This is a genomic window from Lyngbya sp. CCY1209, assembly GCF_035615495.1.
GTDB lineage: Bacteria > Cyanobacteriota > Cyanobacteriia > Cyanobacteriales > Microcoleaceae > Limnospira.
In genome coordinates, this window is sequence record NZ_JAJENU010000066.1 from 1 (window position 1) to 3,552 (window position 3,552).

3 protein-coding genes are annotated in these 3,552 nt (G+C 48.8%); 2 read left to right on the plus strand and 1 reads right to left on the minus strand.

From position 1 onward, the window contains the following. Positions 1–248 precede the first annotated feature (248 nt). Positions 249–674, minus strand: a complete 426-nt coding sequence (locus tag LKE08_RS00325) for a GxxExxY protein (RefSeq protein WP_324702201.1) — start codon at positions 672–674, stop codon at positions 249–251. A gap of 285 nt (positions 675–959) precedes the next feature. Between LKE08_RS00325 and LKE08_RS00330 the strand changes: the two genes are divergently transcribed. Continuing rightward, on the plus strand, positions 960–2,402 hold the full coding sequence (locus tag LKE08_RS00330; protein WP_324702202.1) for a cytochrome ubiquinol oxidase subunit I: 1,443 nt from the start codon (positions 960–962) through the stop codon (positions 2,400–2,402). Between the two features lie 97 nt (positions 2,403–2,499). Then, positions 2,500–3,513 (plus strand): cytochrome d ubiquinol oxidase subunit II, encoded by a 1,014-nt coding sequence (gene cydB / locus LKE08_RS00335; RefSeq protein ID WP_324702203.1) that lies wholly within the window; start codon positions 2,500–2,502, stop codon positions 3,511–3,513. Positions 3,514–3,552 lie beyond the last annotated feature (39 nt).

A 3,552-nucleotide genomic window follows, 5' to 3' on the forward strand; every position in this document is an offset into this window, starting at 1 on the left:
CCGCTTGGGAATCAATTCCCAAGCTAACAGCTCAAATCATCTGAAGATGATTGGGAAGGTTTTGCGGTCAAAAAACCAGATCTGATATCAGACATAAACAGCTTCCTTTTCGATTCGATGCTTTAAGTGGGAATTCATTCTGTTTCGATATCGGATCAAATCAACCGGTTCCAAGTCAGAAACGTAGCCTTTACCGCGCTCGAAGGCGGAATCATAGGCCGATTTCACCTGGTCTTCCACAAAGTTGGTCATGGATAGGGGTTAACATCCGCAGATTTCGCAGATTTTCGCAGATTAAAGACAAATCGTTTGTATTGGAGGCTGGCGGAGCCAAAATTAATCAGGAGTCCGCGATGTAGGTTGGTGGCTTTGAGATAATTGATGATTTGGGCTTCCTCACGCCCGGACAACTTTTGTATTGCTTTCAATTCCACAATAATTTGTTCGTAGCAAATAAAGTCAGATCGATATTCGGCGATCGCTTCCCCGCGATAGAATACCTGCAAAGATTTCTCCCGCTCGTAGGGGATACCTCTGCACCGAAACTCCCATTCCAAAGCTCCCTGATAAACCCCCTCCAAAAACCCATAACCCAACTCCCCATGAACCGCCATCGCCGCCCCAATAATGGCATAAGTCTGCGGATCTCTTCCTCTGTGATCGTCCCCATCCATTTCTCTCTCTTAATTTTTCTGCAATCATCCCCCCCAATCTTACCATCCCATCACCATCTAATCTAAAAATCTGCGAAAATCTGCGAAATCTGCGGATTTATTCCCCCACACCCGCGATCGCACCCAAAATTGTATAACTTTATACCCAAAAATCCAACCTGGCATTTTCGGCTCAAATTGCACAATAATAGAGAGCGGTTCTGAAAGGGGCGATCGCTCCTCAAACCTCAACTTCCCCTGTTTTGGGGAGGATTTCGCGGATATTGTTCATACGGAGAGATAAGCGTGGATTTACTGTCCAACACCGTGGCACTGTCGCGAATGCAATTTGCGCTGACCGCCATTTTTCATATGTTGTGGCCCGTCCTCACCACCGGACTGGGCATTTATCTGGTCATTATCGAGGGGTTGTGGCTGAAAACTCGCAACCCTCAATACTACTACCACGCCCGCTTTTGGGCGAAATTTTACGTCCTCAATTTCGGCATCGGCGTCGCCAGCGGCATCCCGATGGAATTTCAATTTGGAACCAACTGGGCGCCCCTATCGGAGGCGATCGGAAATTTCTTCGGAAGCGTGATCGGTTTCGAGGCGTCCTGGGCTTTCATGTTAGAAGCCGCCTTTTTGGGAATTATGGTGTTTGGTTGGGAGCGCGTCAATCCCGTTATTCACTATATTGCCACAATTCTTGTCGCCTTCGGTGCCAACCTTTCCACCTTTTGGATTTTGTCGGCAAACTCCTGGCTGCAAACCCCCGCCGGAGTGGAAATGGTCGATGGAAAATTTGTCGTCCTCGACTATTTTAAAGCCATTTTTAATCCCTTCACGCTCAACAGTTTTCTCCATATGTTCTTCGCGACTTTGGAGACTTCGCTGTTCGTGATCGGCGGGATCAGTGCCTGGTATATCCTCAAAAAACGCCACCATGAATTCTTCTCCAAATCCCTGAAAATTGCCCTGATCGCCGCGATCGCCGTGGCCCCGATGCAAATTTATGTCGGCCACCTGAGTGGCGAACAGGTTTACCACTATCAACCCACAAAATTGGCGGCGATGGAAGCCCAGTGGGAAACCGTCCCCGCCGGACAACCCGCCGCCTGGAGTTTGCTGGCGATTCCCAACGAAGAAGCCGAAAAAAACGATTGGGAAATCAGCATCCCCAATGGTTTGGGATATATCCTCGAATTGAAAAAAGACTTGTCGGAACCCGTTTTGGGGTTGAAAGAATGGTCGCCGGAAAATCGTCCCAAAATGCTGGGGTTGATTTATTACTCCTTCCGAATTATGGTCGGAATCGGTTTCTTTTTGGTCGCCCTGGTCGCCGTCAGCGTCCTCCAGTGGTTGCGGGGTAAATTCTCACCGGAAAATATCGCGCAACAGGGTTGGTTGATGTGGGGTTGGATTTTATCCGCACCTTTGGGATATATTGCCGTGGAAGCCGGTTGGACCGTTCGCTGCGTGGGCCGGCAACCCTGGACGGTTTACAATGAAATTCGCACCGTCGATGCGGCTTCTAATTTGCCTCCGGAAAACGTATTGACGACCCTGATAGGCTTCGCAACAGTTTATACGGTGCTGTTTTTTGCCGCCCTTTATTTTGGCAGTCGCATCATCCGCCGGGGTCCGAAATTAGACTTGCCCATTCCGGGAGAAAGCGATCGCCCCGCCGTCGATACAACCCCCGGTCAATTTGCCCCGGACGAACGGCCCGCAGAAGCTCAACAATAGCAGTAGCACAGACATCCTGTCTGTGACAGCAGTAGTACAGGTTTTCTGACAAGCTAGAAGCTTGTACTACTCGAATACATGATAATGAGGATTTGTGATGGAAACACTGAGTTATTTACTCCCCCAGGTTTGGTTCGGAATTTTGGCATTATTTCTGTTTCTTTATGTGATGCTGGATGGCTTCGATCTGGGAGTTGGGATTTTATCTTTGACTTCCTCAAGCGAAGAACGTCGCAGTATTTTGATGACGAGTTTGAGCAATATTTGGGATGCTAATGAAACCTGGTTGGTGCTGATGGGGGGCAGCCTTTTCGGCGCCTTCCCCCTCGCTTACGCGACCATTTTAAATGCCCTCTATGTGCCGATTTTTATTATGATTTTCGGCTTCATTTTTCGGGCGGTTGCGTTTGAGTTTCGGGAACAGGCGAACCGAAAATTCTTTTGGAATTTGTCCTTCGGTGTGGGCAGTTTTTTGGCGGCTTTGGGCCAGGGATTTTCCCTCGGCGGCGTTCTGGAAGGGATTCAAGTTGACGCGGCGGGACACTTTATCGGAACGACTTGGGATTGGTTCAGTCTCCCCTCCGTGGTGGTGGCACTGACGCTGATTCAGGGATACGTTTTGATCGGTTCCACCTATTTGATTTGGAAGACGGAGGGCGATTTGCAAAAGACTCATTATAGAACCGCAAAAATTGCATCAATTACAACCCTTATCGGCGCAATTTTGATTACAATTGTCACGCCGATTTTTTACGAATCCGCCCGCGATCGCCTCTTTTCTGAACCCCTCGTTTATCTCTTCGCCCTGATTCCAATTTTGGGTGTCGTCCTGATCGGGTTATTGCTGCGGAGTATCGATCGCGAAGAAGAAAGAACACCATTTGTCTGGACAATTCTGATTTTCGTGTTGACGTTTATCGGACTGGCGATGGTGGTGTTTCCTTACATCATTCCTCCCTCAATTACCATTTATCAAGCGGCGGCTGACCCGAGTTCGATGGTGGTGATGATCATTTTTGTGGGAGCGTTAATTCCGGTGATGTTGTTCTACAACATTTATCAATATGTCGTGTTTCGCGGCAAGGTGACGGAGGGAAGCTACGGAGAATAGGCGATCGTAATTTTTGCCCGCCCCCCCTCATCCCCCCCC